At 71.6% G+C, this 23,512-nt stretch carries 23 protein-coding genes; 10 read left to right on the forward strand and 13 right to left on the reverse strand.

Translation table 11 applies throughout. The features are described from left to right. Positions 1 to 64 precede the first annotated feature (64 nt). The 3 genes from ACFY1E_RS07635 to pdhA are packed head-to-tail and all read right to left on the reverse strand — an operon-like array spanning position 65 to position 3,506. Entirely contained in the window at positions 65 to 1,369 is a 1,305-nt protein-coding gene (locus ACFY1E_RS07635) for a dihydrolipoamide acetyltransferase family protein (RefSeq protein WP_389072645.1), read from the reverse strand. Next, the gene (locus tag ACFY1E_RS07640; RefSeq protein WP_344403137.1) at positions 1,369 to 2,373 is read right to left on the reverse strand and encodes an alpha-ketoacid dehydrogenase subunit beta; all 1,005 of its coding nucleotides are present in this window, start codon (positions 2,371 to 2,373) and stop codon (positions 1,369 to 1,371) included. Before ACFY1E_RS07640 ends, ACFY1E_RS07635 begins: the two co-directional genes overlap by 1 nt. After that, positions 2,373 to 3,506 carry a pyruvate dehydrogenase (acetyl-transferring) E1 component subunit alpha gene (gene pdhA, locus ACFY1E_RS07645; protein ID WP_389072648.1) on the reverse strand — a complete coding sequence of 378 codons (1,134 nt, stop codon included), beginning with the start codon at positions 3,504 to 3,506 and terminating at the stop codon, positions 2,373 to 2,375. Before pdhA ends, ACFY1E_RS07640 begins: the two co-directional genes overlap by 1 nt. 189 nt (positions 3,507 to 3,695) lie before the next feature. Between pdhA and ACFY1E_RS07650 the strand changes: the two genes are divergently transcribed. After that, positions 3,696 to 4,181, forward strand: a complete 486-nt coding sequence (locus tag ACFY1E_RS07650; RefSeq protein ID WP_389073355.1) for an Lrp/AsnC family transcriptional regulator — start codon at positions 3,696 to 3,698, stop codon at positions 4,179 to 4,181. A 51-nt stretch (positions 4,182 to 4,232) separates the two neighbouring features. Here ACFY1E_RS07650 and ACFY1E_RS07655 read toward each other — a convergent pair whose 3' ends face one another. Both ACFY1E_RS07655 and ACFY1E_RS07660 read right to left on the reverse strand, forming a co-directional pair. Then, positions 4,233 to 4,823, reverse strand: a complete 591-nt coding sequence (locus ACFY1E_RS07655) for a TetR/AcrR family transcriptional regulator (protein ID WP_389072650.1) — start codon at positions 4,821 to 4,823, stop codon at positions 4,233 to 4,235. Then, complete coding sequence (locus tag ACFY1E_RS07660) at positions 4,820 to 6,337, reverse strand: 3-hydroxyacyl-CoA dehydrogenase (protein WP_389072653.1); 1,518 nt, start codon at positions 6,335 to 6,337, stop codon at positions 4,820 to 4,822. The genes ACFY1E_RS07655 and ACFY1E_RS07660 overlap by 4 nt, the downstream gene beginning before the upstream one ends. A gap of 159 nt (positions 6,338 to 6,496) precedes the next feature. Between ACFY1E_RS07660 and paaN the strand changes: the two genes are divergently transcribed. Then, positions 6,497 to 8,188, forward strand: a complete 1,692-nt coding sequence (gene paaN, locus ACFY1E_RS07665; protein WP_389072655.1) for a phenylacetic acid degradation protein PaaN — start codon at positions 6,497 to 6,499, stop codon at positions 8,186 to 8,188. Here paaN and ACFY1E_RS07670 read toward each other — a convergent pair. The 3 genes from ACFY1E_RS07670 to ACFY1E_RS07680 all read right to left on the reverse strand — a co-directional run bounded on the left by ACFY1E_RS07670 (position 8,185) and on the right by ACFY1E_RS07680 (position 11,361). Beyond that, positions 8,185 to 8,949 (reverse strand): TrmH family RNA methyltransferase, encoded by a 765-nt coding sequence (locus ACFY1E_RS07670; RefSeq protein ID WP_389072657.1) that lies wholly within the window; start codon positions 8,947 to 8,949, stop codon positions 8,185 to 8,187. The two genes, paaN and ACFY1E_RS07670, sit on opposite strands and share 4 nt — an antisense overlap. Before the next feature lie 289 nt (positions 8,950 to 9,238). After that, a complete protein-coding gene (locus tag ACFY1E_RS07675; RefSeq protein ID WP_389072659.1) occupies positions 9,239 to 10,453 on the reverse strand; it encodes an HTTM domain-containing protein in 1,215 nt (404 codons plus the stop codon). Next, entirely contained in the window at positions 10,450 to 11,361 is a 912-nt protein-coding gene (locus tag ACFY1E_RS07680; RefSeq protein ID WP_389072662.1) for a DUF5819 family protein, read from the reverse strand. Before ACFY1E_RS07680 ends, ACFY1E_RS07675 begins: the two co-directional genes overlap by 4 nt. A gap of 250 nt (positions 11,362 to 11,611) precedes the next feature. Between ACFY1E_RS07680 and paaA the strand changes: the two genes are divergently transcribed. The 6 genes from paaA to ACFY1E_RS07710 all read left to right on the forward strand — a co-directional run bounded on the left by paaA (position 11,612) and on the right by ACFY1E_RS07710 (position 16,442). Next, a complete protein-coding gene (gene paaA / locus ACFY1E_RS07685; protein ID WP_389072664.1) occupies positions 11,612 to 12,634 on the forward strand; it encodes a 1,2-phenylacetyl-CoA epoxidase subunit PaaA in 1,023 nt (340 codons plus the stop codon). Next, entirely contained in the window at positions 12,631 to 12,918 is a 288-nt protein-coding gene (gene paaB, locus ACFY1E_RS07690; RefSeq protein WP_057606276.1) for a 1,2-phenylacetyl-CoA epoxidase subunit PaaB, read from the forward strand. Before paaA ends, paaB begins: the two co-directional genes overlap by 4 nt. After that, entirely contained in the window at positions 12,915 to 13,634 is a 720-nt protein-coding gene (paaC, locus tag ACFY1E_RS07695) for a 1,2-phenylacetyl-CoA epoxidase subunit PaaC (protein WP_389072666.1), read from the forward strand. Before paaB ends, paaC begins: the two co-directional genes overlap by 4 nt. Beyond that, the gene (gene paaD, locus ACFY1E_RS07700) at positions 13,628 to 14,143 is read left to right on the forward strand and encodes a 1,2-phenylacetyl-CoA epoxidase subunit PaaD (protein WP_389072669.1); all 516 of its coding nucleotides are present in this window, start codon (positions 13,628 to 13,630) and stop codon (positions 14,141 to 14,143) included. The genes paaC and paaD overlap by 7 nt, the downstream gene beginning before the upstream one ends. Then, complete coding sequence (locus ACFY1E_RS07705; RefSeq protein WP_389072672.1) at positions 14,143 to 15,204, forward strand: 2Fe-2S iron-sulfur cluster-binding protein; 1,062 nt, start codon at positions 14,143 to 14,145, stop codon at positions 15,202 to 15,204. The genes paaD and ACFY1E_RS07705 overlap by 1 nt, the downstream gene beginning before the upstream one ends. A gap of 104 nt (positions 15,205 to 15,308) precedes the next feature. Beyond that, a complete protein-coding gene (locus tag ACFY1E_RS07710) occupies positions 15,309 to 16,442 on the forward strand; it encodes an acyl-CoA dehydrogenase family protein (protein ID WP_389072675.1) in 1,134 nt (377 codons plus the stop codon). A gap of 19 nt (positions 16,443 to 16,461) precedes the next feature. Here ACFY1E_RS07710 and ACFY1E_RS07715 read toward each other — a convergent pair whose 3' ends face one another. From ACFY1E_RS07715 to ACFY1E_RS07730, 4 genes are all read right to left on the reverse strand, one after another. Further along, positions 16,462 to 16,791: a rhodanese-like domain-containing protein gene (locus ACFY1E_RS07715; RefSeq protein ID WP_389073357.1), complete on the reverse strand. Its 330-nt coding sequence runs from the start codon at positions 16,789 to 16,791 to the stop codon at positions 16,462 to 16,464. A 74-nt stretch (positions 16,792 to 16,865) separates the two neighbouring features. Continuing rightward, a complete protein-coding gene (locus ACFY1E_RS07720) occupies positions 16,866 to 17,708 on the reverse strand; it encodes a J domain-containing protein (RefSeq protein ID WP_389072677.1) in 843 nt (280 codons plus the stop codon). Positions 17,709 to 18,044: 336 nt separating this feature from the next. Further along, positions 18,045 to 19,466, reverse strand: a complete 1,422-nt coding sequence (locus ACFY1E_RS07725) for a DUF2252 domain-containing protein (protein WP_389072680.1) — start codon at positions 19,464 to 19,466, stop codon at positions 18,045 to 18,047. Between the two features lie 329 nt (positions 19,467 to 19,795). Beyond that, a complete protein-coding gene (locus ACFY1E_RS07730; protein WP_389072682.1) occupies positions 19,796 to 20,032 on the reverse strand; it encodes a hypothetical protein in 237 nt (78 codons plus the stop codon). Positions 20,033 to 20,766: 734 nt separating this feature from the next. On the opposite strand from ACFY1E_RS07730, the gene ACFY1E_RS07735 reads away from it, so the two are divergent. Next, positions 20,767 to 21,420 carry a TetR/AcrR family transcriptional regulator gene (locus tag ACFY1E_RS07735; RefSeq protein ID WP_389072684.1) on the forward strand — a complete coding sequence of 218 codons (654 nt, stop codon included), beginning with the start codon at positions 20,767 to 20,769 and terminating at the stop codon, positions 21,418 to 21,420. 92 nt (positions 21,421 to 21,512) lie between these two features. Then, on the forward strand, positions 21,513 to 23,033 hold the full coding sequence (locus ACFY1E_RS07740) for an MFS transporter (protein WP_389072686.1): 1,521 nt from the start codon (positions 21,513 to 21,515) through the stop codon (positions 23,031 to 23,033). A 65-nt stretch (positions 23,034 to 23,098) separates the two neighbouring features. Here ACFY1E_RS07740 and ACFY1E_RS07745 read toward each other — a convergent pair whose 3' ends face one another. Beyond that, positions 23,099 to 23,509: a zinc-binding dehydrogenase gene (locus ACFY1E_RS07745; protein WP_389073359.1), complete on the reverse strand. Its 411-nt coding sequence runs from the start codon at positions 23,507 to 23,509 to the stop codon at positions 23,099 to 23,101. Positions 23,510 to 23,512: the final 3 nt, after the last annotated feature.

Below are 23,512 nucleotides of genomic sequence, written 5' to 3' on the forward strand. Positions count from 1 at the left end.
TGCGTGCCCTCAGGATCACAGGGAACGCACGGGCGTCACCCGGAACCTGCGGGCGTCCTCCTCGTCACAGTGTGCGCAGCAGGACCGCCGGCTGTTCCACGCAGTCCGCCACATACCGCAGGAAGCCGCCCGCCGTGCCGCCGTCGCACACCCGGTGGTCGAAGGTGAGCGAGAGCTGGACGACCTGCCGTACGGCGAGCTCGCCCTCGTGCACCCACGGCTTGGGGACGATGCGGCCGACGCCGAGCATGGCCGCCTCGGGGTGGTTGATGATCGGCGTGGACCCATCGACACCGAACACGCCGTAGTTGTTCAAGGTGAAGGTGCCGCCGGTGAGTTCTCCGGGTGTGAGGCTGCCCGTGCGGGCCGCCTCGGTCAGCCGGGCGAACTCGGCGGTGAGCGCTTCGGCGTCCCGCGCGTGTGCGTCCCGTACGACCGGGACGACGAGGCCGCGCTCGGTCTGCGCGGCGAAACCGAGGTGCACCTGGTCGAGCTGGACGACCTCCCTGGCCTGCATGTCCACCGTGGAGTTGAGCTCGGGGAAGCGGGCGAGAGCGGCGGTGCAGATGCGGGCCAGCAGGGCGAGGAGGGAGATCTTCGGCCCGCCTGCCGCGTTCATGGCGGCACGGGCGCGCATGAGCTCGGTCGCGTCGGCGTCCACCCAGCAGGTCGCGTCCGGTATCTCGCGGCGGCTGCGGGAGAGCTTGTCGGCGACGGCGCCCCGGATGCCCTTGAGGGGGGTGCGGAGGCCGGTGCCGGGTGCCGCGGTGGGGGCCGGCGCGGGCGGCTGGGGTTCGGCGGCCGGCTCGGCCGTCCGTCCCTGTGCCTCGGCGGCACGCAGCGCGTACTCGACGTCGGCGCGCAGGATCAGCCCGTCGGGTCCTGAGCCCGTCATCTCCTTGAGGTCCAGGCCGTTCTGCCGGGCGAGCCTGCGCACCAGCGGCGAGATCACGGGGACGGGTCCGTCCGCCGCCTCGCGTGCGCCGGAGCTCCCGTTCGCCTCCCGCGGCGCGGCGGGCGCCGGCTGTCCCGGCCGTACCCTCCGGCGTCGCGCGGGCGCCTCCGAAGTGCCGTATCCCACCAGCACGTTGCCCGAGCCCTCGCTCTCGCCCCCTGAAGCCGCCGGTCCGACCGCGACCGTCAACAGGGGTGCGCCGACGGGCAGTTCGGTGCCCTCCTCGCCGAAGCGGGCGGTGACCACACCGCCGTAGGGGCAGGGCACGTCGACCAGTGCCTTGGCCGTCTCGACCTCGACGACCGGCTGGTCGACCGCGACGACGTCGCCGACCTCCACCAGCCAGCGGACGATCTCCGCCTCGGTGAGTCCCTCCCCGAGGTCGGGGAGCTTGAACTCCAACACCTGTGCCATCAGCTCTCGGCCTCCCACTGCAGACGCCCCACGGCATCCAGGATGCGGTCCACGCCGGGCAGGTGGTGGCGCTCCAGCATCGGCGGCGGGTAGGGGATGTCGAAGCCTGCCACGCGCAGCACCGGCGCCTCCAGGTGGTGGAAGCAGCGCTCGGTGACACGGGCCGCGATCTCCCCGCCCGGGCCGCCGAACCCGCCCGACTCGTGCACGACGACCGCGCGGCCGGTCCGCCGTACCGAGGCGCAGACCGTCTCGTCGTCGAACGGCACCAGGGAGCGCAGGTCGACGACTTCGAGGTCCCAGCCCTCGGCTCGCGCGGCCTCGGCGGCTTCGAGGCAGACGGGAACCGACGGTCCGTACGTGATGAGCGTGGCGCTCCGGCCCGAGCGCCGCACCACCGCGCGGCCTATCGGTTCAACGTCCGTCGGGTGCTCCGGGTTCCAGGAGTCCTTGGACCAGTACAGGCGCTTGGGTTCGAGGAAGACGACCGGGTCGTCGGAGGCGATGGCGGCACGCAGCAGGCCGTAGGCGTCGGCGACGGTGGCGGGCGTGACGACATGGAGCCCCGGAGTCGCCATGTAGTACGCCTCGGAGGAGTCGCTGTGGTGCTCGACGCCGCCGATGCCGCCGCCGTAGGGGACGCGGATGGTGAGCGGGAGGGGCATCGCGCCGCGGGTGCGGTTGCGCATCCGGGACACGTGCGAGATCAGCTGCTCGAACGCCGGGTAGGCGAACGCGTCGAACTGCATCTCCACGACCGGGCGCAGGCCGTACATCGCCATGCCGACCGCGGTGCCGAGGATGCCCGCCTCGGCCAGCGGGGTGTCCGTGCAGCGGTCCTCGCCGAACTCCTTGGCGAGGCCGTCGGTGACGCGGAAGACACCGCCGAGGGTGCCGACGTCCTCACCCATGACGTGCACGGTGGGGTCGGCGGCCATGGCGTCGCGCAGCGCGCGCGTGAGCGCCTGCGCCATGGTGGCCGGCTTGAGGGCGACGGTGGTCATCAGTGCCCGCCTTCCTGTTCCGCGTGCAGCTCCGCCTGCAACTGGGCCCGCTGTTCGCGCAGTTGCCCGGTGGGCTCGGCGTACACATGGGCGAACAGGTCCATGGGGTCGAGCACCGGGTCCTGGTTCATGCGCTCACGCAGGTCGGCGGCCATGGTCTCGGCCCCGTCGCGAGCGGCCCGTATGCCGTCCTCGTCGAGGAGGCCGCGCTCGGTCAGTTCGTGCTCCAGGAGCGCGATGGGGTCGTGGGCGCGCCAGGCCTCGACCTCGGTGTCGCCGCGGTAGCGGGTCGCGTCGTCGGCGTTGGTGTGGGCGTCGATGCGGTAGGTGATCGCCTCGATCAGGGTGGGGCCGCCGCCCTCGCGGGCGCGGCGCACGGCGTCGGTGAGGACCTCGTGCACGGCGGCCGCGTCGTTGCCGTCGACCAGGCGGCCGGGCATGCCGTAGCCGACGGCCTTGTGGGCCAGCGACGGGGCCGCGGTCTGCTTGGCGAGCGGGACGGAGATGGCGAAGCCGTTGTTCTGGACCAGGAAGACCACCGGGGCCTGCCAGACGGCGGCGAAGTTCAGCGCCTCGTGGAAGTCGCCCTCGCTGGAGCCGCCGTCGCCGACCAGGGCGAGCGCCACCACGTCGTCGCCCTTGAGGCGGGCGGCGTGCGCGAGGCCGACGGCGTGCGGGAGCTGGGTGGCCAGGGGGGTGCACAGGGGAGCCACGCGGTGTTCGTGCGGGTCGTAGCCGGTGTGCCAGTCGCCGCGCAGCAGGGTGAGCGCCTGGACGGGGTCGAGGCCGCGGGCGACGGCGGCAAGCGTGTCGCGGTAGCTGGGGAAGAGCCAGTCGCGGTCCTCGAGGGCGAGCGCGGCGGCGACCTGGCAGGCCTCCTGGCCGGTGCTGGAGGGGTAGACGGCGAGGCGGCCCTGCTTGGTGAGGGCGGTCGCCTGCACGTTGTACCTGCGCCCGCGCACCAGCTCGGCGTACAGGCGGCGCAGCAGGGCCGGGTCGGCCTTCGCGGCGGCCTCGGTGCCGAGGACGCGGTAGGGCTCCGCGTCGGGCAGCAGCGGCGCGGGGTCGGTGCGGGGCTGCCAGGCGGGGGGCGGCGATGGCCGATACCCGCCCCGCTGCTCCATGACCGTCATGACGGCACCTCCTCGTGGGAGCGGCTTCAGGCGCGCCACGGGTGTGATGCGCCTCACCTACCGATTGTTCGGTCGTCGGCACATTTTGGCTACAGGCACCTTCAGGCTGTGGACAAACGGTTCTCCACAGCCTGGAATGAACGCAGTACGTCCATGGTAGGGAGGCGGGGGGACATGGCACCTGAACAAATGGCCGAAGGGCCGGAAGGCGGAAGTCCCCTACCGCTCCCGCGTCCGCTCGACGCCATCGATCTGGACATCCTCCAGATGCTCCAGGCGGACGGCCGCGCATCCATAAGGTCGGTCGCGGAACGGGTGCATGTCTCACGCGCCAACGCCTATGCGCGCATCAACCGCCTCATCGAGGACGGCGTCATCCGTGGCTTCGGAGCCCGCGTCAACCATGAGCGCGCAGGTCAGGGCACCTCGGCGTACATCACCCTGAAGATCGTCCAGAACTCCTGGCGCACGGTGCGCGAGCAGCTCAGACAGCTGCCGGGGGCCTCCCACATCGCCCTGGTGGGCGGTGATTTCGACGTGCTGCTGCTGGTGCACACCTCGGACAACAGGGCGCTGCGCGAGCTGGTGCTCACCCGGCTGCAGGCGATGCCGGAAGTGCTGAGCACGCGCACGCTGCTGGTGTTCGAGGAGGAGGACCTGGAGCCGCAGGGCTGAGACCTGCGGCTCCAGGTCCCCTGCGATGCCTCTCAGGCCCGGCGAAGCCGCTCAGGCCTCCTTGCGGAGCCCTCCGAAGACCAACTGCACGACTGCGTCGGCCACTTCGCGCTCGTTCATGCCCCGCCCGTCGGGCCGGTACCACTCGACGATCGAGTTGATCATCCCGAAGACGAGCCGGGTGGCGAGCCGCACCTCCACGTCACCGCGTACGTCCCCGTCGGCGGCCGCCGCCTTCAGCAGCTCCGCCACCTGGTGGTCGAACTCGCGGCGCCGCTCCAGGGCCCACCGCTCGGTGCCCGTGTTGCCGCGCACCCGCAGCAGCAGCGTCACATAGGGCAGTTCGCCGATCAGCACCTCGACCATGCGGCGCACGACGTACTCGAGCCGGTCGGCGGCACGCCCCACGCGCGCGTGCTCCTCGTCGAGGATCCCGAAGAGGCCGTCGAGCGCCCGGCTGACGGCCCGGCGCAGCAGTTCCTCCTTGCCGGCCACATGGTGGTAGATCGACGACTTGGAGATGCCGGCCGCCTTGGAGAGGTGCTCCATGGAGGTGCCGTCGTAGCCGCGCTCGTTGAAGACCTGGACGGCGACGGACAGCAGCGTCTCCGGGGTGTACGTGTCGCGCTTGGCGGTGGTCATGACTGGCTGCCCTCCCGCTTGTCGGAGGCGTACGCGTGCCGGTACAGCGCGAGGGAGGGCGCATAGCGCCCCGAGGGGTCGCGCAGGTGCAGGTCGTCGAGGAGGGCGTACGCCCAGTTGCGGCCGAGCCTGCGGCTCCACTCGAAGGGACCGAGCGGGTAGTTGACGCCCAGGCGCATCGCGGTGTCGATGTCCTCCTCGGTGGCCACCCCCTTGGCGACGGCGTCGTGCGCGAGGTCGACGATCCGGGCGACCGTGCGGGCGACGATCATGCCGGGGACGTCGCCGATGACGCTGACGTCCTTGCCGAGCGCCTGGAAGAGGCCGGTGGCCTCGGCGAGGGTCGCCGGCGAGGTGTCCTGGGAGGCGGACAGGGCGATACGGGTGGCGCGCCGGTAGTCGAGGGCGAGGTCGAAGTAGACGACGTCGCGGAACTCGACGGAGGTCTGGCCGTCGGCGAGCGCCAGCTGGCCGCCGCTCGGCAGCACCAGCCGGGTGCCGTGGTCCTCTTCCTCCTCGCGCACGGCGATGCCCGCCTCGCGGATCAGCGCGAGCAGCTCGGAGGCGGGGCCCAGGTCGCCCTCGACGACGACGTACGCGGGCGGCTGCGCGGGCTCCGCGGTGTGCGGCTCGGGACGCTCGGCATCGTCCCCGTACTCGTACCAGCCCCGACCGCTCTTGCGGCCGAGCCGGCCCGACTCGACCAGGCGCCGCTGGGCGAGCGAGGGAGTGAAGCGCACGTCCTGGAAGAAGGACCGCCACACGGAGTGGGTGACGGACTCGTTGACGTCCTGCCCGATGAGGTCGGTCAGTTCGAAGGCGCCCATCCTGAAGCCGCCCGACTCGCGCAGGACCGCGTCGATGGTGGCGGGGTCGGCGCCCTGGGCCTCGTACACGGCGAAGGCCTCGGCGTAGAAGGGCCGGGCGATGCGGTTCACGATGAAGCCGGGGGTGTCGGCGCAGGCGACCGGTGTCTTGCCCCAGGCGCGCGCCATCTCGTACGCGCGCGTGGCCGACGAGACGTCGGTGGCGAACCCGGAGACGACCTCGACGAGGGGGAGCAGCGGAGCGGGGTTGAAGAAGTGCAGGCCGACGAAGCGCCCGGGGTGGCGCAGGGCCCCGCCGATGGCGGTGACGGACAGGGAGGAGGTGTTGGTCGCGAGCAGACAGTCCTCGGCGACGATGTCCTCCAGCTCGCGCAGCAGGGCCTGCTTGGCGTCCAGCTGCTCCAGGACGGCTTCGACGACCAGGGAGCAGTCGGCGAGCTCGGAGAGGCTCTCGGCGGGCAGCAGACGCTCACGTGCCGCGTCCCGGTCGGCGGCTGTGAGCCGGTCCTTCTCGACGAGCCGGTCGAGGCGGGCGCCGATCGCCGCGGCCGCCTGGGAGGCGCGCCCGGCAGCGGCGTCGTACAGCCGTACGCGATGGCCTGCGACCAGCGCGACCTGGGCGATGCCCTGGCCCATGGTGCCGGTGCCGACGACGGCCACGGGGCTGCTGAGGTCGAGTGCTGTCATGTGCGCGATCCTCCCGCACGGGGTTTTCCACAGATGCGGCAGGCCCCCTTGTCCCGACCGATCGTTCGGTTACTCTAACTCTGACCGGCTGTTCCTGCCCATGTTTCTGCCAGGTCATGAGCTCGACGAAGAGTTCTCAAGACGAGGAGTTGGTCCCGCATGGCCGCCGAACTGACCACCCGCGACCTGATCGCCAAGCACCGGCCCACCCTCGACCAGGCGCTGGAAGCGATCCGCACGCGCGCGTACTGGTCCCCGCACCCCGAACACCCCAAGGCGTACGGCGAGAACGGCAGCCTGGACGCGGCCGCGGGCAAGGCCGCCTTCGACGCCCTGCTGGGCACCCGCCTCGACCTCGGCCAGCCCGGCACGGACGACTGGGTGGGCGCCGAGGTATCGCCGTACGGCATCGAGCTGGGCGTGACCTACCCGCATGCGGACGTCGACGAGCTGCTGCCCGCCATGAAGGCTGGACAGCGCGCGTGGCGCGACGCCGGCGCGGAGGCGCGCGCGGTGGTGTGTCTGGAGATCCTGAAGCGGATCAGCGACCGGACGCACGAGTTCGCGCACGCGGTCATGCACACCTCCGGCCAGGCCTTCATGATGGCGTTCCAGGCGGGCGGCCCGCACGCCCAGGACCGCGGTCTGGAGGCGGTGGCGTACGCGTACGTGGAGCAGGTCCGCACCCCCGACACCGCGGAGTGGACCAAGCCCCAGGGCAAGCGCGACCCGCTTGCGCTCACCAAGCAGTTCACGCCGGTCCCGCGCGGGATCGCGCTGGTGATCGGCTGCAACACCTTCCCGACGTGGAACGGCTACCCGGGCCTGTTCGCGTCCCTGGCCACCGGCAACGCGGTCCTGGTGAAGCCCCACCCGCGCGCGGTGCTGCCGCTCGCGCTCACCGTGCAGGTCGCCCGCCAGGTCCTCGCCGAGGCGGGCTTCGACCCGAACCTGGTGGCGCTGGCGGCCGAGCGGCCGGGCGAGGGCATCGCGAAGACGCTGGCCACGCGCCCGGAGATCCGGATCATCGACTACACGGGCTCGACGGCGTTCGGCGACTGGCTGGAGGCCAATGCCCGCCAGGCGCAGGTCTACACGGAGAAGGCCGGCGTCAACACGGTGCTGGTCGACTCCACCGCGAACTACAAGGGCATGCTCTCCAACCTGGCCTTCTCGCTGTCCCTGTACAGCGGCCAGATGTGCACGACCCCGCAGAACCTGCTGATCCCCCGCGACGGCATCCGCACCGACGAGGGCCCCAAGACCTTCGACGAGGTGGTCGCCGACCTCGCCCGCTCGGTCGACGGTCTCCTCGGCGACGACGCGCGCGCGAACGCCCTGCTCGGCGCGATCGTCAACCCGGACGTGAAGGCCCGGCTGGAGGCGGCTGCCGGTCTCGGTGAAGTCGCCCTGGCCTCCAGGGAGATCAGCAACCCGGAGTTCCCGGACGCGGTGGTGCGCACGCCGGTGATCGTGAAGCTGGACGGCGCCAAGCCCGACGACGAGGCCGCCTACATGAGCGAGTGCTTCGGCCCGGTCTCCTTCGCCGTCGCGGTCGACTCGGCCGCGGAGGGCGCGGAGCTGCTGCGCCGCACGATCCGTGAGAAGGGCGCGATGACGGTCGGCGCGTACACGACCGACGAGGAGGTCGAGCGTACGGTCCAGGAGGTCTGCCTGGAGGAGGCGGCCCAGCTGTCGCTGAACCTCACGGGCGGGGTGTACGTGAACCAGACGGCCGCGTTCTCGGACTTCCACGGCTCCGGGGGCAACCCGGCGGCCAACTCGGCGCTGTGCGACGGTGCGTTCGTCGCGAACCGCTTCCGGGTGGTCGAGGTGCGCCGCGAGGCCTAGGAGCTGAACGCGCCCCCCGTCGCGCTCCAGTGGTACAGCGTCATGGCCACACTGGTCGCGAGGTTGTAGCTGGAGACCTGGGGGCGCATCGGCAGCGACAGCAAGTGGTCGGTACGCGCGCGTAGTTCCGCGGACAGGCCGCTGCGCTCGGAGCCGAACGCGAGGACGGCGTCGTCCGGGAGCTTGACGCCCCGGATGTCGTCGCCCTCCGGGTCCAGGGCGAACAGCGGTCCCGCCGGCAGCTCGTCGACGGCCAGGCGTTCCACGGCGGTCGCGAAGTGCAGCCCCGCTCCGCCGCGCACCACCGTGGGGTGCCAGGGGTCGAGGGTGCCGGTGGTGACCACACCGATAGCACCGAGACCGGCGGCCAGCCGGATCACGGCGCCCGCGTTGCCGAGGTTGCGCGGGTTGTCGAGGACCACGACGGGGGCCGTGCGCGGGGTGTGCGCGAGCTTCTCCAGATGGGCCGCACGGGACGGTCGTACGGCCAAGGCGGCGACGGCGGTGGGATGCGGGCGCGGCACCAGGTTCCGGTACGTCGCCTCCGGCACCTCCGTGAGCAGGCCGGCCAGCGCGTCCCGCACATCGGGGGCCAGCTCGTCGGCGAGGGCGAGCGCCGCCTCCCGGTCGGCGGTGACCGCCACCGGGACCTCGGCTCCGAAACGCACGGCGTGCTTGAGGGCGTGGAACCCGTCGAGCAGCACACAGGTACCGGCGATCCGGCGCCAGGCGGTCACGGGGTCGGGGACGGCTTCGGTCATGGCGTGCAGCCTACGTGCGCGCGGGAGCGGGGCACGCCGTGGAGCACTGGCTCCAGGGCTCACGCCGCCTGCGTCGGCACGGGGCTCTCCGGCGCGCGGCCCGGCCCGCGTCGAACGCCCGACGCGGGCGAGGACCCGGCCACGCGCGCCGGCCATCCCGCGCCAAGCGGTCCGGGTCGGCAGTGCACTCAGTCACGGCATGCGGCCCACGCGCACGGGAGCAGGGCTCACGCCGCGCAGGACGGGCGCAGGGCTCACGCCGGGAGCACGGGCGCGCGCGTCACAGGGCTCACGCCGTGGAGCCCACCTGTGTGGGCTCGGGGCTCTCCGGGGCGCGCGGCCCGGACGGCGTGGTACGGCCGGTGCGGGCGAGGACGCGGCCACGCGCGCGTGCCGCCCAGCCGCCGAGGCGGTGCAGCAGCGACGTCGGCAGGAACACCGCATCCGTCGCGATCATCGCCAGCGAGAAGAAGGGCAGCCCGAGGACGACGGCGATCACGGCGTGCTCGGTCATCATGACCGCCAGCAGGACGTTCTTGACCCGCCGGTTGAACAGCGTGAACGGGAAGGCGACCTGCACGATGACAGTCCCGTACGTCACGAGCATCACCATCGTGCCGCTGGACGCCAGCAGGTCGGCGAGCCCGGGCCAGGGCGAGAAGTAGTCGAGGTGGAGGGGGTAGTAGACCGCGGTGCCGTCCTGCCAGCGCGTGCCCTGGATCTTGTACCAGCCGGCCGTCGCGTAGATCAGACAGGCCTCCGTCATGATCACGAAGAGGGCGCCGTTGTGCACGATGTTGCCGACGACGTCCAGCAGGATCCCCGGCTCCCCGCTCTTCGCCCGGCGCCCGACCAGCCACCCCACGGCCTGCGCGAGCCAGACCCCCCACAGGATCACCGGCACGGTCGGGTCGGCACCGTCGAACCGCCCACCGGCCGTCACCGCGATCAGCGCGCACCCGAGCACGACCCACAGCGCCGGGCCGACCCGGTCGGAAACCTGCTCTCCACGCGCGCGTGCCCGACGCGCACGCTCCGCCCGCCGTGCGTCCAGCGACCAGACCTGGCCGCAGCGCGTGAAGACGAGGTACACGGACATCAGGTGCAGGACGTTGTCGCCGCCGTCCCCCATGAACACGCTGCGGTTCTGCAGCGAGAGCACACCGATCATGAACAGCACGGACATGGTGCGGGTGCGCCAGCCGAGCAGCAGCAGGACGCTCGACAGCGCGGCGAGCACGTAGACGAACTCGAACCAGCCCCGGCCGTCCGACCACATCAGGGCCGTGAAGGCACTGTTGGACGCGATCAGCTGCTGGGCGAGGTCCCAGCTCCACGGGCTGCCGGGGCCGTACAGCTCCTCGCGATGGGGAAACTCGCGCAGCAGGAACAGCAGCCAGGTCGTACTGAAGCCGATGCGGATCACGGCGGACTGGTAGCGGCCGAGCGGCGATTCGGTGATGCGGGCGATGGCGGAGGAGACCGAGAGGGCCAAGCGGTTCACCGGGCGCCTCCGTCGGTGTCGGCGGCCGTGACCGGCCACCAGGGCAGCACGCGGTCCATGGGTTTGTCGGAGATCTTCTCAGTGCTCCACTTGGGCGGGGGCACATTGGTGGTACGGGAACGTACCTGCACCTGATCGATGACCCCGCCCCTCCCGGACGCGTCGTCGCGGTCCAGGCGGAGCACCACTATGCGCCGCAGATACGTCTCGGACAGGGCGCCGCGCAGCCCCACCGGACGGTTGTTGCCGTCGTGCGTGGAGACGAAGAAGTCCCAGGCCCGGCGCAGCTCGTTCTGCTGGGTGTGGCTGGGCACCAGATTGCCGTCGATGGCCTGCCCGTCCTCGGCGGACAGGTCGTACCAGCCGGTGGTCCGCACCTCGCCGTTCTCCTCCTGCACCTCGGCGCGCACCTGGACCGCGATGTTCTGCTGCAGCGGATTCGGCGCGAACAGCTTCCAGTTCTGCTCGAACTCCGGGTAGATCCAGTCGTCGATCGCCTTGCCGTGCGTCTTGGTCAGCGTGTTCGAGGGCGCGACGTGCAGAAAGACCATCCCGATATGCACACAGACGAGGACCGCGACGACGGCGAGCGTCAGCGCGGCGCCGATCTGGTAGCGCAGGGAGAGAGCGGCCACCCCGGTGCGGGGTTCGGCGTACGGGCCAGGCGCAGGAGCCGTCGAGCAGGCCGAGGCGCCGGAATCAAGCACGGCAGCGTCCGGTGAGGCTTCCTGCCCTTCGTCCGCCGAGTTCGGTCCGGCCGGCCGGGGCGGACTGTCCTGCGCGGGTGATCTGCCCGGTTCGGGCGGACCGAACGGCCCGGGCGGAGCATCCGGCTCGGGCGCACCGCCCGACCTGCCCGGCCCGTCCGGCCCCTGCCGGGCGTCCGAGTCTGTGCCGTACGCGTCCATTCCGCCCCGTCTCCCGATCCACCACCGCACTCGCAGGGGCACGGTACTCAGGCCCGCCCGCCCGGCACAGCCCCCATCGGGCCGAGCTCGGCGCGGCATACGCGAGGTCGCCCCACTTGTCCACAGGACACGCGCGCAAGTTTTCCACAGCGGTTGACACCTTACGGCGCCCGTCCCACCATGGAATCGCACGAACCGAACGATCGGTCGGGAGCCAGCTCCGGACAGAGCCCAGGTCGAGGGGGACCGCATGGCGACAGCAGCCGCGCACCAGGCGTACGGCACCGCGGAGGACACCGACGGCACCGGTGCGTACGAGCGCGCCTTCGACGCCGCAGTGGCCGCCGACGAGCGCATCGAGCCGCGCGACTGGATGCCCGACGCCTATCGCGCGACGCTGGTCCGGCAGATGGCGCAGCACGCCCACTCCGAGATCATCGGCATGCAGCCGGAGGCCAACTGGATCACCCGCGCGCCCTCCCTGCGCCGCAAGGCGATCCTGATGGCCAAGGTCCAGGACGAAGCCGGGCACGGGCTCTACCTGTACAGCGCGGCCGAGACCCTCGGAACCAGCCGTGACGAGCTGCTCGACAAGCTCCACTCCGGCCGCCAGAAGTACTCGTCGATCTTCAACTACCCGACGCTGACCTGGGCGGACGTCGGCGCGATCGGCTGGCTGGTGGACGGCGCCGCGATCACCAACCAGGTCCCGCTGTGCCGCTGCTCCTACGGCCCGTACGCGCGCGCGATGATCCGCATCTGCAAGGAGGAGTCCTTCCACCAGCGCCAGGGGTACGAGCTGCTGCTGGCTCTCGGTCGCGGCACCCCGCAGCAGCGGGAGATGGCGCAGGACGCGGTGAACCGCTGGTGGTGGCCGTCCCTGATGATGTTCGGTCCGCCCGACGACGAGTCGGCGCACTCCGCGCAGTCGATGACGTGGAAGATCAAGCGGCATTCCAACGACGAGCTGCGCCAGCGCTTCGTCGACATCTGCGTCCCGCAGGCCGAGTCCCTGGGCCTCACCCTCCCCGACCCGGACCTGAAGTGGAACGAGGAGCGGGGGCACTACGACTTCGGCCCGATCGACTGGACGGAGTTCAAAGAGGTCCTCAAGGGCAACGGCCCGTGCAACGAGCAGCGGCTCACCCAGCGCAGGCGCGCGCACGAAGAAGGTGCGTGGGTGCGGGAGTCGGCCGCGGCATACGCGGCCAAGCACACGAGCGGCACGGGTGGGACGAGCAAGCCCGGCGAGACAGGAGCGACGCGAGCATGACGAACACCGACTGGCCCCTGTGGGAGGTCTTCGTGCGCTCACGCCGCGGCCTCTCGCACACCCACGCCGGCAGCCTGCACGCGCCGGACGCGGAGTTCGCCCTGCGCAACGCCCGCGACCTGTACACCCGCCGCGGTGAGGGCGTCTCGATCTGGGTCGTCCCGTCGTCCGCGATCACCGCGTCCTCCCCCGACGAGAAGGACCCGTTCTTCGAGCCGGCCGCCGACAAGCCGTACCGGCACCCGACGTTCTATGAGATCCCGGAGGGGGTGAAGCACCTGTGACCACGACCGTGCCCGTGAACGCCGCCCTCGCCCTCGGCGACGACGCCCTGGTGCTCTCTCACCGCCTCGGCGAATGGGCGGGGCATGCACCTGTCCTGGAGGAGGAGGTCGCGCTCGCCAACATCGCGCTGGACCTGCTGGGCCAGGCCCGCGTGCTGCTGTCGACGGTGGGCGACGAGGACGAACTGGCGTATCTGCGCGAGGAGCGCGCCTTCCGCAACCTCCAGCTGGTGGAACAGCCGAACGGCGACTTCGCCCACACCATCGCCCGCCAGCTCTACTTCTCCACCTACCAGCACCTGCTGTACGCCGAACTGGCCGCCACGAACGGTCCGTTCGCAGGCCTCGCCGCAAAGGCCGTCAAGGAGGTCGCCTACCACCGCGACCACGCCGAGCAGTGGACCCTGCGGCTCGGCGACGGCACGGACACCGGCCACGAGCGCATGCAGCGCGCGTGCACGGCCCTGTGGCGGTTCACCGGCGAGATGTTCCAGCCGGTGGACGGCCTGGATGTCGACCTGGCGGGAATGGAGGCGGCCTGGCTGGAGTCCGTCCGGGCCGTGCTGCACCGCGCGACCCTGACGGTCCCCGAGGGGCCGCGCGCCGGGGCGTGGTCGGCCGGCGCGGGCCGTCAGGGCGTGCACACCGAGTCCTTCGGGCGGATGCTCGCCGAGATGCAGCACCTGCACCGCAGCCACCCGGGGGCGTCATGGTGACGACGACCGCCCTGGAGTCCGAACTCCTCGAGATCGCCGGTTCGGTGCCCGATCCCGAGCTGCCCGTGCTCACCCTCCAGGAGCTCGGCGTCCTGCGCGCGGTGCATGTGCGCGGCGCGGACTCCGTCGAGGTCGAACTGACACCGACCTACACCGGCTGCCCCGCCATCGAGGCGATGTCCCTGGACATAGAGCGAGTACTGCACGCGCACGGCATACGGGACGTCACCGTCCGCACGGTGCTGCGGCCCGCCTGGTCGACGGACGACATCACGCCCGAAGGGCGGCGCAAGCTGCGGGAGTTCGGCATAGCACCCCCGCGCGTACAAGAGGCCTCCGGACCGGTCCCCGTGTCGCTCGGCCCGACCCGCACGCTGGAGCCGGTGCACTGCCCGCACTGCGGCAGCACCGACACCGAGCTGCTCAGCCGCTTCTCCTCCACCGCCTGCAAGGCGCTGCGGCGCTGTCTGTCCTGCCGGGAACCCTTCGACCACTTCAAGGAGCTGTGATGGCCCGCTTCCACACGCTCCGGGTGGCGGCGGTCGACCGGCTCACCGACGACTCCGTGGCCCTCACCCTCACCGTGCCCGAGGAACTGCGCGAGGAGTACCGGCACGCCCCGGGCCAGCATCTCGCCCTGCGGCGCCTGGTCGACGGCAAGGAGATACGGCGCACCTACTCGATCTGCTCCCCGGCACCGGCCCCCGGCGGCGCGGGCCCCACCAGCCTGCGGGTCGGCGTGCGCCTGGTCGAGGACGGGGCCTTCTCGACGTACGCGCTCAAGGAGATCAATGCCGGCGACGAGCTGGAGGTGATGACCCCGGCCGGCCGCTTCACCCTCGACCCCGCGCCCGGCCTGTACGCGGCGATCGTCGGCGGCAGCGGCATCACCCCGGTGCTGTCGATCGTCTCGACGCTGCTGGCGCGTGAGCCGGAGGCCCGGTTCTGTCTGATACGCAGTGACCGCACGGCCGCCTCGACGATGTTCCTGGACGAGGTCGCCGATCTGAAGGACCGGTATCCGGGGCGGCTGCAGCTGGTGACGGTGCTGTCCCGGGAGGAACAGCAGGCGGGGCTGCCGTCCGGACGCCTCGACCAGGAGCGGCTGACGGAGCTGCTTCCGGCGCTGCTGCCGGTGGAGCAGGTGGCGGGATGGTTCCTGTGCGGGCCGTTCGGGCTGGTCCAGGGGGCCGAGCGGGCCCTGCGCGGGCTCGGTGTGATGCGCACGCGCATCCACGAGGAGATCTTCCACGTGGACGCCGCCGCCCCCGCGCCGGCCGCGACCGCCCCCGCGCACAGCACGGTCACCGCCCGGCTCGACGGCCGCGGCGGGACCTGGCCCGTGCAGGACGGCGAGTCGCTGCTGGAGACGGTCCTGCGCAACCGGCCCGACGCGCCCTACGCCTGCAAGGGCGGGGTGTGCGGCACCTGCCGGGCCTTCCTGGTGACCGGCGAGGTGCGCATGGACCGCAACTTTGCGCTGGAACCGGAGGAGACGGAGGCGGGATACGTGCTGGCGTGCCAGTCGCATCCGGTGACGGAGAAGGTGGAGCTGGACTTCGACCGCTGAACCCACGGCCACGGCTCCAAAGTCGGCGGACCGTTCCCTTCTTCTAGAACCTGTTCTATCTTGACGGTCCGTCAGATCAGCGGACCCTCCGGAGGGACAGGACCGTGGACTTCACCTTCACCGAGGAGCAGCAGGCGGCGGCCGAGGCGGCGCGGGGGGTGTTCGCCGGGGTCGCGCCGGACGCGGTGCCCAGCCCCTCCCTCGTCCCCGGCGCCGTGGCCGACGGCTTCGACCGCGCACTGTGGACCAGGCTCGCCGAGGCGGACCTGCTGAGCCTGCTGCTCGCCGCCCAGTACGACGGGGCGGGCCTGGACGCCATCGCCCTGTGCCTGGTGCTGCGGGAGTCGGCCAAGGTGCTGGCGCGCGTTCCGCTGCTGGAGACCAGCGCGGCCGCCGCGGCCGTACAGGCGTACGGCGGCGAGGAGTTGAAGAACGAGCTGCTCACCCGCGTGGGGCGGGGCGAGGCGGTGCTGACCGTCGCCGTGAACGGCCGCACCGGCCACGACCCGGCCGAACTCGCCGTGACCGCACGGCAGGAGGGCGACTGGTGGGTCCTGGACGGGGTGCAGACCGCCGTGCCGTGGGCGCACACCGCCGACTTCGTTCTCGTACCCGCCCATACGGCCGCCGACCGCACCCTCCTCGCCGTGGTCCCCCGCATCCACCAGGGCGTCGGGCTGGGCGATCAGGTCTCCACCACCGGCGAACGGCTCGCCGAACTGCGACTGGAGGCCGCACGGATCCCGGCCCGTGACGTCATCGACGCCGACGGCGCATGGGAGTGGCTGCGCGAACTGCTGACCTGCGGGACCTGCGCGCTGGCCCTCGGTCTCGGCGAACGCGTGCTCGCGATGACCAGCGAATACACCGGCAAACGGGAGCAGTTCGGATACCCCGTCGCCACGTTCCAGGCCGTCGCCGTGCAGGCCGCCGACCGGTACATCGACCTGCGCGCGATGGAGGCCACACTGTGGCAGGCCGCCTGGCGGATCGCCTCGGGGGCACCCGGCGTGCTGCCCGCCTCCGGTGACGTCGCCGTCGCCAAGATCTGGGCGTCGGAGGGTGTACGGCGGGTCGTGCAGACGGCACAGCATCTGCACGGCGGTTTCGGGGCGGACGTCGAGTACTCGCTGCACCGCTACCACGCCTGGGCCAAGCACCTGGAGCTGCAGCTCGGCCCGTCGGCAGCGCACGAGGAGGCCCTCGGCGACCTGCTGGCGGCGCACCCGCTGGGCTGACCGCCCCGGCGACCGCGAGCTACAGGACGAACCCGGGCTGCCCGTCGTCCGTCACGACCGGGCGGCCCGCGGCCGCCCACACCTGCATGCCGCCGTCGACGTTCACGGCGTCGATGCCCTGCTGCACGAGGTACATCGCGACCTGCGCCGAGCGACCGCCGGAACGGCAGATCACGTTGACGCGGCCGTCCTGCGGCGCGGCCTCGGTCAGCTCGCCGTAACGGGCGACGAAATCACTGATGGGGATGTGCAGCGCCCCTTCGGCGTGACCCGCCTGCCACTCGTCGTCCTCGCGGACGTCCAGCAGGAAGTCGCCGTCCTTGAGGTCCGAGACCTCGACCGTGGGCACACCAGCTCCGAAATGCATGCCCAAGACGCTACCCGACGCGGCCGGGCACGGAACCGTCCGCCCGAGCAGCGGGACTACCTCAGCAGCTCGGCCAGCTCCGCCTCGCGCCGGGAGACATCGGCCAGGAGCTTCTCGGCGATCTCCTCCAGGAGCCGGTCGGGATCGTCCGGTGCCAGCCGGAGCATCGCGCCGATCGCGCTCTCCTCCAGTTCCTTGGCGACCAGCGAGAGCAGTTCCTTTCGCTGGGCGAGCCATTCGAGGCGGGCGTAGAGCTCCTCGGCGCGGCTCGGACCGCGCTCCTGCGGTGCCGGCCCCTTGGCCCACTCCTCGGCCAGCTCCCGCAGCAGGGTCTCGTCACCACGGGCGTAGGCGGCGTTGACCCGGGTGATGAACTCCTCGCGCCGGGCCCGCTCCGTGTCGTCCTGGGCCAGGTCGGGGTGGGCCTTGCGGGCCAGTTCGCGGTAGAGCTTGCGGGCCTCGTCGCTGGGGCGCACCCGCTGCGGAGGCCGCACGGGCTGGTCCGTGAGCATCGCCACAGCCTCCGGGAAGAGCCCCTCCCCGTCCATCCAGCCGTGGAACAGCTCCTCGACGCCGGGCATCGGCAGCACCCGGGCCCGGGCCTCGTCCGCCTTGCGACGGTCCTCCGGGTCGCCGGTGCGGGCGGCCCTGGCCTCGGCGATCTCCGCGTCCAGCTCGTCCAGGCGGGCGTACATCGGGCCGAGCTTCTGGTGGTGCAGCCGGGAGAAGTTCTCGACCTCCACGCGGAAGGTCTCGACAGCGATCTCGTACTCGATCAGCGCCTGCTCGGCGGCCCGCACGGCCCGCTCCAGCCGCTCCTCGGGGCGCGGCGCACCGTCCTGGGGCGTCGCCTGTGCCTCGCCGGCGACACCACCCTGCTCAGCTTCCGGGCTCGTCACCCGCCCAGCGTAGGCCACCCAGGCCCGCCTCTCCGACCCACCGACCTCGGCACCGAAGCCCCACAGCCACGACCTGCACAGGGAAGAGGACCCGACGGCCGCAACGGACTCTCGCCCCTGCGCCCCGGGACCCATGGACGTCCCGCACGGCATCCATCCACTCCACCACCAGATCCCGCCACACCAAGACCATCGTCCCCGGCCGGCACGCGATCTCACGGGTGCGCACCCGCTGCGGGGGCCGTTCGCCGGCGAGGTGCGGGCGATGCGGTGGCGAACACCCCGGTCGATCTACGTCACCCCGCGCTCCTCAACCGCCCCCGGCGAGCGCTCCCCTCACACCCCCATCTCCGCCGCGACCCTCCCCGAGCGCACCGCCGCCACCAGATCGGCGTGGTCGGCCTCCGTGCGGTCGGCGTAGGCGACGGCGAAGTCGGCGATCGCCTCGTCCAGTTCCTCGCTCTTGCCGCAGTACCCGGCGACCAGACGCGGGTCGGCGCTGTGGGAGTGGGCGCGGGCCAGGAGGGCGCCGGTCATCCGGCCGTAGTCGTCTATCTGGTCGGCGGCCAGCGCCGCCGGGTCGACGCTGCCCTTGCGGTTGCGGAACTGCCGCACCTGGAAGGGCCGTCCCTCCACCGAGGTCCAGCCCAGCAGGATGTCGCTGACGACCTGCATGCGTTTCTGCCCGAGGACCACCCGGCGGCCCTCGTGCTCCACCTGCGGCGCCTCGAAGCCCGCCGTCACCAGGTGCGGCACCAGCGCCGAGGGGCGGGCCTCCTTCACCTGGAGGACGAGCGGCTCCCCCCGGTGGTCAAGGAGCAGCACGACGTACGACCGGGTGCCGACGCTGCCCGTGCCGACGACCCGGAAGGCCACGTCGTGCACCGCGTGGCGGGCCAGCAGCGGCAGCCGGTCCTCGGAGAGCGTCGTCACATACTGCTCGAGGGCGGCGGCCACCGCCGCGGCCTCCGCGTCCGGAACCCGCCGCAGCACCGGGAGTGCCTCCACGAAGCGCCGCCCGCCGTCCTCGGACTGCTCCGTCGACTTCGCCGCGAAGCGCCCGCTCGTGTTGGCCCGCGCCTTCTCGGAGACCCGCTCCAGCGTGCCGAGCAGGTCGTGGGCGTCGGTGTGGGAGACGAGTTCCTCGTCCGCGATGGCGTTCCACGCGTCCAGCACCGGCAGCTTGGCGAGCAGCCGCATGGTGCGGCGGTAGGCGCCGGTCGCGTCGTAGGCCGCCTTGCGGCACTGGTCCTCGTCGGCGCCGGCCTCCCGGCCCGCGAGCACGAGCGAGGCGGCGAGCCGCTTGAGGTCCCACTCCCAGGGGCCGTGGACGGTCTCGTCGAAGTCGTTGAGGTCGATGACCAGGCCGCCCCGCGCATCGCCGTACAGGCCGAAGTTGGCGGCATGCGCATCTCCGCAGATCTGCGCGCGGATCCGGGTCATGGGAGTGCGCGCCAGGTCGTACGCCATGAGGCCTGCGGAGCCGCGCAGGAAGGCGAAGGGTGTGGCCGCCATCCGGCCCGCCCGTATCGGGGTGAGCTCGGGGATCCGGCCGCGGTGGGACTCCTCGACCGCGTCGGCCGCCTGCGGACGCGCGGCGTCGAGGTCGAGCGCGGAGTGCGCACTGCGCGGCACCCGTTTGCGCAGCGCCTTGCCCTCGTCCTTGGGCGATCCCTCGACGGGCCACTCGGCGAATCCCCGCACCCGCGGCAGCCGCCGCACGCCCGCCCCCGCCGCTGCCTCTCCGCTTCCGGTCACACCAACCGCCTCCCCCGCATGCCCATGAACATCAACTCGTGCCGACCGTACAGCGGGTGGGCGGAACGCGTCAGACCCTGTGGACAACTCCGCACCTGTGGAAAACGCCGCCCGGAACCGGACCTGTGCGCCGTGTGATTGTCCTCACCGGGTAACGCGCCTCACACCAGCCGGGACAACGCGAAAGCCCCAGGTCAAGGACCTGGGGCTTTCGGCTGGGTGGGGCACCGACGAAAACCGCTGATCAGCGGCTTCCTTGGGGTTACTGAAGATCGTTTCCCCCGCTCAGAGAGATCATTTCCCACCGCCCTGGTCGACGCCCCATCGGCTCAGGACCCGGCGATGCCGGAACACGCGAGTTCGCCGGAGCACGCGACGACGAGCACGGTGGCAACACCGGTGATCCCGAACGAGGGGAAGTGGACGACCCCGAGGACGGACGCGCCTAGCTGCAGCCCGGCGAGGACGAGGCAGCTTCCCCACATGGCGATGCGAGGCAGCAGGCCAGCGCCCACCTCGTTCTCGTTGATGAGGTGCGAGAGCATCGACAGGACCGGGATGAGCACGAAGATGTGGACGACGGCCGAGAGGATCCCGGGAGGTAGCCGATCACCGCGCGAACGCGGTCGCCTCGGTGGGGACCAAGGCGGAAGTGTCGCCCTTGCGCAGCCCTGTCACCGTGCGGAACCAAGTCCCTTGCCCGCATCGATGCCCACCTCAGCGGAACACAGCGGCTCGGCACCCGCACCAGCCACTTCGCAGCACTTTGTGCTCCGTCGAACAACTCGACGGGGCAAGGCGACGAGGCTCCCGAATCAACCAACAGCGCCCGAAGAGCTACAAGCCGGTTGGTCTCTCCACTCATGAGCCGGGACAGGCTCGCGCAACTACCCCCGCCTCGGGTGGACTTCCTGTTCTGCCAGAGCCTGCCGGTTGAGGGGGAGAGCCTGGGCGAGACCGCAGATGAACGCTCATGGGTGACGTGGCCTGCGTCGTAGCCCCAGTTCGGCCCGGACGGCGAGGTGGGTGCTGCACCGGACGCTGGGACCGGAGACGGAGCCTGACCCACTCCACCACAGCCGCCTACGGCGTGGAACGCTGGCCCGACGACCGCGCAGCGACCGCCGCCGGGGAGCCGCCACCAGGTCTCCCGCACGGTCAGCAAACCGGCCTCGCCCAGCGCCCATGCCCCACCCCTCAGGCGTACCCCGGGAGCCGGCCTCCGCAGGCCAGGTACCCAAGTTCAGTACGCGATGGATTCAGTACACAGTGCATTCAATACACCGTGTATCGTGAGCCCGTGAGTCCACCAGACGCCATGCCCGGACCAGAGACCCGCCCGCCCCGCCACCGGGCGCACACCCGTGCGCGGCTGCTGGCGTCGGCTGAACGCGTCATCGTGGAGCGCGGCTACGCCCAGACGACGATCGAGGACCTCTGTACCGCCGCGGGGTACACGCGAGGCGCGTTCTACTCCAACTTCCGCAGCAAGGACGACCTGGTCCTCGCGCTCTTCGACCGCCACTCGGCGGACCGTCTCGACCAGCTGGAGCGGCTGCTCGAAGGGCCCGGGGCCGCCTCGGCCGAAGGGGTGGCCCGGGCGTTGCTCGAGGTCAACCCGCTGGAGCGGAACTGGATCCTGCTGTTCCTGGAGTTCCGCATCCACGCCGCCCGGGATCCGCGGCTCGCCGCCGAGCTGGATGAACACGACCGAGCCCTCCGGGACTCACTGGCGGAGCTGCTCCAGCGGTGCTGTCCCGCGGTGGCCCGGGGGGTCGCGCCCGTCGGCGCTGTCGCGGCTACCCTGCTGGCCGTCCGTGAGGGCATCCTCGCGCGGACGGCGGGTGACGGACCGGGTGCGCCGGAATCGCTGGACGCCGCTGTCGCGACACTCTCGGCGATTCTGCCCGCACTCGGCATCGTGCTGACCCCCGCGGCCCAGCCGGAGTCATAGGACACGCGGGCATCGCCCTGCACACGAATCTGCGTCAGGGGCACCGGTCACGGGCCGGCGCCCGGTTCCCCAACTTCCGCGAGGGACACATCATGCAAGGCACGCCTCCCCATCCGGACGCCCGGCGGGCAGATTCCCGGCGCTGGAAAGCGCTGATAGTCATCGCGCTGGCTCAGCTGATGGTCGTCCTCGACACCACGGTGGTCAACATCTCCCTGCCGTCGGCACAGCACGACCTTGGCATCTCCGACGGCAACCGCCAGTGGGTCATCACCGCCTACTCGCTGGCCTTCGGCGGACTGCTGCTCTTCGGCGGCCGCATCGCCGACCTTGCCGGGCGGCGCCGTATGTTCGTCATCGGCCTCATCGGCTTCGCGGGAGCCTCCGCGCTGGGCGGTGCGGCGGTCGGCACGGTGACCCTGCTGGCGGCACGCGCGCTGCAGGGGGTGTTCGGGGCTCTGCTGGCGCCGGCCGCCCTGTCCCTGCTGTCCGTGACATTCAACGAACCGAAAGAGCGTGCCAAGGCGTTCGGCATCTACGGCGCCGTCTCCGGAGGCGGCGGCGCCCTCGGCCTGATCCTCGGCGGAGTGCTCACCCAGTATCTGAGCTGGCGCTGGGCGCTGTACGTCAACATCCCCTTCGCGGTCGCGGGGATCGTCGGCGCCCTGACGGTGGTCCGCGAACCCGATGAGCGGCCCCAGCGGTCCCGGCTGGACATCCCCGGAGTCCTGCTGGCGACCGGTGGCCTGGTCCTGCTGGTCCTCGGCTTCTCACGGGCCGAGACACACGGGTGGCACGCGCACGCCACCGTGCTGCTGCTGGTCGGGGCGGTACTCCTGCTCGCCGTCTTCGTCCTGGTCGAAAGCAGGGTCGCGACGCCGCTGCTCCCCCTGCGGGTCGTCACCGACCGCAACCGCGGCGGGGTCTACCTCTCGCTCGGCCTGTCGGTCATCGGGATGTTCGGCCTCTTCCTCTTCCTTACCTACTACCTGCAGGTCGTGAAGGGGTACACGCCCCTCGTCACCGGGCTCGCCTTCCTCCCGATGATCCTGGGCATGGTCACCGGGTCCACCCAGATCGGCTCCCGGCTGATGAACGTGCTTCCGCCCCGGCTGCTGATGGGGACCGGTTTCCTGGTCTCCGCCCTCGGCATCCTGCTGCTGACTCAGCTCAAGGTCGAAAGCTCCTACGCCGCCGTGGTGCTGCCCGCACAGGTCCTGCTCGGCCTCGGCATGGGCACGGCCTTCATGCCCGCGACGAGTCTGGCCACGCACCGCGTGCAGCCGCGGGACGCCGGTGTGGCATCCGCCATGGTCTCCACCTCGCAGCAGGTCGGCGGATCGATCGGGACCGCGCTGCTGAACACCGTCGCGAGCAGTGCGGGCCACCGCTGGGCCGCCCGGCACCTTCAGCAGGCCAGGTCCCTCGGCAAGGCCGGTTACGCCAACCATGCCGCCGTCCACGGGTACACGGTCGCGAGCTGGTGGGCCGTGTCGATCCTCGGCATCGCCGCGCTGGCCGCCTTCACGCTCATCCAAGGTCCCGGCCAGGACGCCGGTGCATCCGCCGCGACCGACACGGAGAAGACGACAGCGCCCGTCCTGCACGGCTGACACACGCTGAAGGGGTTCCTCCCGGTGGCCCGGGAGGAACCCCTTCAGCGTGACACTCCCACCATTCAGCCGGAGGTGAAGACCGCCTTCATCACCGACCCGTCGGACACCCGGGTCAGCGCCTCGGCATGGTCGCTCAGCGGGAACACCGTCACCAGCCGGGTGAGTTCGAAGCGCGCTGTCAGTGCCGGGAGAAGCCTCACGTACTCGACCAGGTGCGCTCCGGAGAACGCCCAGGAGCCGATCACGTCCAGCTGCCGGAAGACGATCTGGTGCGGGTTGAGCACCGTGTCACCGGCGTCCGTGTACTGGCCGATCACCAGGTAGGAGCCCCCGCGCCGGGCCAGGGACAGCCCCTGGGCCACCGCTGCGGGCACTCCCGCGCATTCGATCACCAGATCGGCGCCTTGGCCACCGGTCGCCTCCAGCACCTCGGTCAGCGCCTCCTGGGGCGCTGCCGCGCCGGCGATGTCGATGGA

It is taken from the genome of Streptomyces sp. NPDC001604, from assembly GCF_042893475.1.
In the GTDB taxonomy this organism is placed as follows: Bacteria; Actinomycetota; Actinomycetes; order Streptomycetales; family Streptomycetaceae; genus Streptomyces.

Excerpts from the sequence above, each read along its gene's own strand:
- ACFY1E_RS07635 (WP_389072645.1), bottom strand. The coding sequence starts at position 1,369 with ATGGCACAGGTGTTGGAGTTCAAGCTCCCCGACCTCGGGGAGGGACTC.
- ACFY1E_RS07640 (WP_344403137.1), bottom strand. The coding sequence starts at position 2,373 with ATGACCACCGTCGCCCTCAAGCCGGCCACCATGGCGCAGGCGCTCACG.
- pdhA (WP_389072648.1), bottom strand. The coding sequence starts at position 3,506 with ATGACGGTCATGGAGCAGCGGGGCGGGTATCGGCCATCGCCGCCCCCC.
- ACFY1E_RS07650 (WP_389073355.1), top strand. The coding sequence starts at position 3,696 with ATGGCCGAAGGGCCGGAAGGCGGAAGTCCCCTACCGCTCCCGCGTCCG.
- ACFY1E_RS07655 (WP_389072650.1), bottom strand. The coding sequence starts at position 4,823 with ATGACCACCGCCAAGCGCGACACGTACACCCCGGAGACGCTGCTGTCC.
- ACFY1E_RS07660 (WP_389072653.1), bottom strand. The coding sequence starts at position 6,337 with ATGACAGCACTCGACCTCAGCAGCCCCGTGGCCGTCGTCGGCACCGGC.
- paaN (WP_389072655.1), top strand. The coding sequence starts at position 6,497 with ATGGCCGCCGAACTGACCACCCGCGACCTGATCGCCAAGCACCGGCCC.
- ACFY1E_RS07670 (WP_389072657.1), bottom strand. The coding sequence starts at position 8,949 with ATGACCGAAGCCGTCCCCGACCCCGTGACCGCCTGGCGCCGGATCGCC.
- ACFY1E_RS07680 (WP_389072662.1), bottom strand. The coding sequence starts at position 11,361 with ATGGACGCGTACGGCACAGACTCGGACGCCCGGCAGGGGCCGGACGGG.
- paaA (WP_389072664.1), top strand. The coding sequence starts at position 11,612 with ATGGCGACAGCAGCCGCGCACCAGGCGTACGGCACCGCGGAGGACACC.
- paaB (WP_057606276.1), top strand. The coding sequence starts at position 12,631 with ATGACGAACACCGACTGGCCCCTGTGGGAGGTCTTCGTGCGCTCACGC.
- paaD (WP_389072669.1), top strand. The coding sequence starts at position 13,628 with ATGGTGACGACGACCGCCCTGGAGTCCGAACTCCTCGAGATCGCCGGT.
- ACFY1E_RS07705 (WP_389072672.1), top strand. The coding sequence starts at position 14,143 with ATGGCCCGCTTCCACACGCTCCGGGTGGCGGCGGTCGACCGGCTCACC.
- ACFY1E_RS07740 (WP_389072686.1), top strand. The coding sequence starts at position 21,513 with ATGCAAGGCACGCCTCCCCATCCGGACGCCCGGCGGGCAGATTCCCGG.